This is a genomic window from Kocuria sp. HSID17590, from assembly GCF_003989485.1.
Taxonomy (GTDB): Bacteria; Actinomycetota; Actinomycetes; order Actinomycetales; family Micrococcaceae; genus Kocuria; species Kocuria salsicia.
In genome coordinates this window covers 1-5402 of the sequence record NZ_RBMB01000063.1, presented here as the reverse complement: position 1 = coordinate 5402, position 5402 = coordinate 1, and the positions used below count along the sequence as shown (strand labels likewise).

The 5402-nt window shown below is 55.8% G+C and carries 3 rRNA genes; all 3 read left to right on the top strand.

Going from position 1 to position 5402, the window contains the following annotated elements:
• Window positions 1–77: 77 nt before the first annotated feature.
• The 3 genes from D8M39_RS12325 (at window position 78) to rrf (ending at window position 5395) form a co-directional block, all read left to right on the top strand.
• Window positions 78–1609 (top strand): 16S ribosomal RNA (locus D8M39_RS12325).
• A gap of 372 nt (window positions 1610–1981) precedes the next feature.
• A 23S ribosomal RNA gene (locus tag D8M39_RS12320) occupies window positions 1982–5106 on the top strand.
• Between the two features lie 172 nt (window positions 5107–5278).
• Window positions 5279–5395 (top strand): 5S ribosomal RNA (rrf, locus tag D8M39_RS12315).
• Together the 16S, 23S and 5S rRNA genes form the textbook arrangement of a ribosomal RNA operon.
• Window positions 5396–5402 lie beyond the last annotated feature (7 nt).

Below are 5402 nucleotides of genomic sequence, written 5' to 3'. Positions count from 1 at the left end.
CTGGGGGTGTTGGGTGTCAGCTGGGATCCCACCTGGCCGCCATGTTTGTGGTGGTGGGTGGTTTCTGTTGAAGTTTTTTGACGGAGAGTTTGATCCTGGCTCAGGACGAACGCTGGCGGCGTGCTTAACACATGCAAGTCGAACGCTGAAGCTTGGTGCTTGCACTGGGTGGATGAGTGGCGAACGGGTGAGTAATACGTGAGTAACCTGCCCTTGACTCTGGGATAAGCCTGGGAAACTGGGTCTAATACTGGATACGACATGTCACTGCATGGTGGTGTGTGGAAAGGGTTTTACTGGTTTTGGATGGGCTCACGGCCTATCAGCTTGTTGGTGGGGTAATGGCCTACCAAGGCGACGACGGGTAGCCGGCCTGAGAGGGTGACCGGCCACACTGGGACTGAGACACGGCCCAGACTCCTACGGGAGGCAGCAGTGGGGAATATTGCACAATGGGCGGAAGCCTGATGCAGCGACGCCGCGTGAGGGATGACGGCCTTCGGGTTGTAAACCTCTTTCAGCACGGAAGAAGCGAGAGTGACGGTACGTGCAGAAGAAGCGCCGGCTAACTACGTGCCAGCAGCCGCGGTAATACGTAGGGCGCAAGCGTTGTCCGGAATTATTGGGCGTAAAGAGCTCGTAGGCGGTTTGTCGCGTCTGCTGTGAAAGCCCGGGGCTTAACCCCGGGTGTGCAGTGGGTACGGGCAGACTTGAGTGCAGTAGGGGAGACTGGAATTCCTGGTGTAGCGGTGAAATGCGCAGATATCAGGAAGAACACCGATGGCGAAGGCAGGTCTCTGGGCTGTTACTGACGCTGAGGAGCGAAAGCATGGGGAGCGAACAGGATTAGATACCCTGGTAGTCCATGCCGTAAACGTTGGGCACTAGGTGTGGGGGACATTCCACGTTTTCCGCGCCGTAGCTAACGCATTAAGTGCCCCGCCTGGGGAGTACGGCCGCAAGGCTAAAACTCAAAGGAATTGACGGGGGCCCGCACAAGCGGCGGAGCATGCGGATTAATTCGATGCAACGCGAAGAACCTTACCAAGGCTTGACATACACCGGACCGGTTCAGAGATGTTCCTTCCCCCTTGTGGGGCTGGTGTACAGGTGGTGCATGGTTGTCGTCAGCTCGTGTCGTGAGATGTTGGGTTAAGTCCCGCAACGAGCGCAACCCTCGTTCTATGTTGCCAGCACGTGATGGTGGGGACTCATAGGAGACTGCCGGGGTCAACTCGGAGGAAGGTGGGGATGACGTCAAATCATCATGCCCCTTATGTCTTGGGCTTCACGCATGCTACAATGGCCGGTACAATGGGTTGCGATACCGTGAGGTGGAGCTAATCCCAAAAAGCCGGTCTCAGTTCGGATCGTGGTCTGCAACTCGACCACGTGAAGTCGGAGTCGCTAGTAATCGCAGATCAGCAACGCTGCGGTGAATACGTTCCCGGGCCTTGTACACACCGCCCGTCAAGTCACGAAAGTTGGTAACACCCGAAGCCGGTGGCCTAACCCTTGTGGGAGGGAGCCGTCGAAGGTGGGACTGGCGATTGGGACTAAGTCGTAACAAGGTAGCCGTACCGGAAGGTGCGGCTGGATCACCTCCTTTCTAAGGAGCACTGTGGCTGGCCGTGTGGCCGGCGCCCACGGTCCTCACCGTTGTGGTGGGGGTGTGGTTGATGCTCATGGGTGGAATATCAGCAAGCGGACATGCTGCTCCCTGACACGGGAACACTTGGGACCCTCTGTGGTTCTGGTGGTGTCGGGGGTGTGGTGTGGTGGCACATTGTTGGGTTGTCGATCAACACGTCGTGTTGGTTGGTTTCCCGCAGCATCACCAAGCGCGGACGGTTGTCTGTGTGGGTGTGGTGTTGGTGGGTTGTTGTTTGTCAACTACATAGTGGACGCGAGCATCTTTGACGCCGCGCACCTCGTTGGGGTGTGTGGTGTGTTCTTTGATGATTGTTTTGTGTTGTGTGGCGTATAAGTTGTTACGAGCACACGGTGGATGCCTTGGCATCAGGAGCTGATGAAGGACGTGGAAATCTGCGATAAGCCTCGGGGAGTTGATAAACGAACTGTGATCCGAGGGTCTCCGAATGGGGTAACCCGGCTGCGTGTCATGCGTGGTCACTCGTATCTGAATTCATAGGGTGCGAGGAGGAACGTGGGGAAGTGAAACATCTCAGTACCCATAGGAAGAGAAAACAATAGTGATTCCGTGAGTAGTGGCGAGCGAAAGCGGATGGTGGCTAAACCGGTTGTGTGTGATACCTGGCGAGGGTTGCATGATCGGGGTTGTGGGATGCGTTGTCCTGGGGTCGCCACCCTGGGCGTTGTGGCGTCGTGGTAGTCGAACTGGTGGTGAGTGCCAGACCGTAGGGGGTGTGAGTCCCGTAGACGAAACCATGGTTGTCGTGGCGTGACGTTGTTCCCGAGTAGCACGGGGCCCGTGAAATCTCGTGTGAATCTGCCAGGACCACCTGGTAAGCCTGAATACTTCCTGATGACCGATAGCGGATCAGTACCGTGAGGGAATGGTGAAAAGTACCCCGGGAGGGGAGTGAAATAGTACCTGAAACCGTGTGCTTACAAGCCGTTGGAGCCTTTTGGGGTGACAGCGTGCCTTTTGAAGAATGAGCCTGCGAGTTAGTGTTACGTCGCGAGATTAACCCGTGTGGGGTAGTCGTAGCGAAAGCGAGTCTGAATAGGGCGTTGTGAGTGGCGTGATCTAGACCCGAAGCGGAGTGATCTACCCATGGCCAGGTTGAAGCGCGTGTAAGAGCGCGTGGAGGACCGAACCCACTTCAGTTGAAAATGGAGGGGATGAGCTGTGGGTAGGGGTGAAAGGCCAATCAAACTCCGTGATAGCTGGTTCTCCCCGAAATGCATTTAGGTGCAGCGTTGCGTGTGCTTGCTGGAGGTAGAGCTACTGGATGGCTGATGGGCCCTACAAGGTTACTGACGTCAACCAAACTCCGAATGCCAGTCAAGTTGAGCGTGGCAGTGAGACTGTGGGGGATAAGCTTCATAGTCGAAAGGGAAACAGCCCAGACCATCAACTAAGGCCCCTAAGCGTGTGCTAAGTGGGAAAGGATGTGGAGTTGCTTAGACAACCAGGAGGTTGGCTTAGAAGCAGCCACCCTTGAAAGAGTGCGTAATAGCTCACTGGTCAAGTGATTCCGCGCCGATAATGTAGCGGGGCTCAAGTACACCGCCGAAGTTGTGGCATGACACCGTTGAGCTGAGCCGTTTGTGGTTGAGGTGGTGTCATGGGTAGGGGAGCGTCGTTGGGGTAGTGAAGCTGCGGGGTGACCCAGTGGTGGAACCTCAACGAGTGAGAATGCAGGCATGAGTAGCGATAGACGGGTGAGAAACCCGTCCGCCGGATGATCAAGGGTTCCAGGGTCAAGCTAATCTGCCCTGGGTGAGTCGGGACCTAAGGCGAGGCCGACAGGCGTAGTCGATGGACAACGGGTTGATATTCCCGTACCGACGAAGAACCGACCCTACTGAACCGGGGATACTAACCACCCGAACCACCATCACCGCCGCCCTTCGGGGTGTGTGGGTTGTGTGGGGAGCGTGGGACCTGATCCGGGGAGGTAAACGTGTTAACAGGTGTGACGCAGGAAGGTAGCCGAGCCAGGCGATGGTTGTCCTGGTCTAAGCATGTAGGGTGACCCGTTGGTAAATCCGCGGGTTGTGTGCCTGAGATGTGATGGGACTCTCTTAGGTGAGGGAATTCGGTGATCCTATGCTGCCAAGAAAAGCATCGACGTGAGGTTCTAGTCGCCCGTACCCCAAACCGACACAGGTGATCAGGTAGAGAATACTAAGGCGTTCGAGAGAATCATGGTTAAGGAACTCGGCAAAATGCCCCCGTAACTTCGGGAGAAGGGGGGCCTCTGCTGGTGATCGACCTTTGCGTTGTGAGCTGGTGGGGGTCGCAGAGGCTAGGGGGAAGCGACTGTTTATCAAAAACACAGGTCCGTGCGAAGTCGTAAGACGATGTATACGGACTGACTCCTGCCCGGTGCTGGAAGGTTAAGAGGACCTGTTAGACCCTTTCGGGTCGAAGCGGAGAATTTAAGCCCCAGTAAACGGCGGTGGTAACTATAACCATCCTAAGGTAGCGAAATTCCTTGTCGGGTAAGTTCCGACCTGCACGAATGGAGTAACGACTTCCCTACTGTCTCAACCATGAACTCGGCGAAATTGCAGTACGAGTAAAGATGCTCGTTTCGCGCAGCAGGACGGAAAGACCCCGAGACCTTTACTATAGTTTGGTATTGGTGTTCGGTGTGGCTTGTGTAGGATAGGTGGGAGACTGTGAAGCCGTGACGCTAGTTATGGTGGAGTCGTTGTTGAAATACCACTCTGGTCACTCTGGATATCTAACTTCGGCCCGTGATCCGGGTCAGGGACAGTGCCTGATGGGTAGTTTAACTGGGGCGGTTGCCTCCTAAAGAGTAACGGAGGCGCCCAAAGGTTCCCTCAGCCTGGTCGGCAATCAGGTGTTGAGTGTAAGTGCACAAGGGAGCTTGACTGTGAGAGTGACAGCTCGAGCAGGGACGAAAGTCGGGACTAGTGATCCGGCGGTACATTGTGGAATGGCCGTCGCTCAACGGATAAAAGGTACCTCGGGGATAACAGGCTGATCTTGCCCAAGAGTCCATATCGACGGCATGGTTTGGCACCTCGATGTCGGCTCGTCGCATCCTGGGGCTGGAGTTGGTCCCAAGGGTTGGGCTGTTCGCCCATTAAAGCGGTACGCGAGCTGGGTTCAGAACGTCGTGAGACAGTTCGGTCCCTATCCGCTGCGTGCGTTGGAAATTTGTGGAGGCCTGTCCTTAGTACGAGAGGACCGGGACGGACGAACCTCTGGTATGTCAGTTGTTCCGCCAGGAGCATCGCTGATTAGCTACGTTCGGGATTGATAACCGCTGAAAGCATCTAAGCGGGAAGCTTGCTCCGAGATGAGATTTCCTAATCCCTTTTGTGGGGGTGTGAGGTGCCCAGTAGACGACTGGGTTGATAGGCCAGGTGTGGAAGCGTTGTAAGGCGTGGAGCTGACTGGTACTAATACACCGAAGACTTATACACACACAATCTTCATCAGAGTGTGGTGTTCGCGTTCACTATGTGGTTGACCACCAACAACCCGCACACACGGGCCCTTCGGGGTGGTGTGTGGTGGGGAGTGAGTGGTTGACAATGTTTGACCCGTGTAAGATCGGGAACCAAGGTTTCCACCCCTTGTGGGGTGGTCGAGGTTTCCGGTGGTTATAGCGTGGGGGAAACGCCCGGTCCCATCCCGAACCCGGTAGCTAAGACCCACAGCGCTGATGGTACTGCACTCGGTAGGGTGTGGGAGAGTAAGTCACCGCCGGAATTCACGT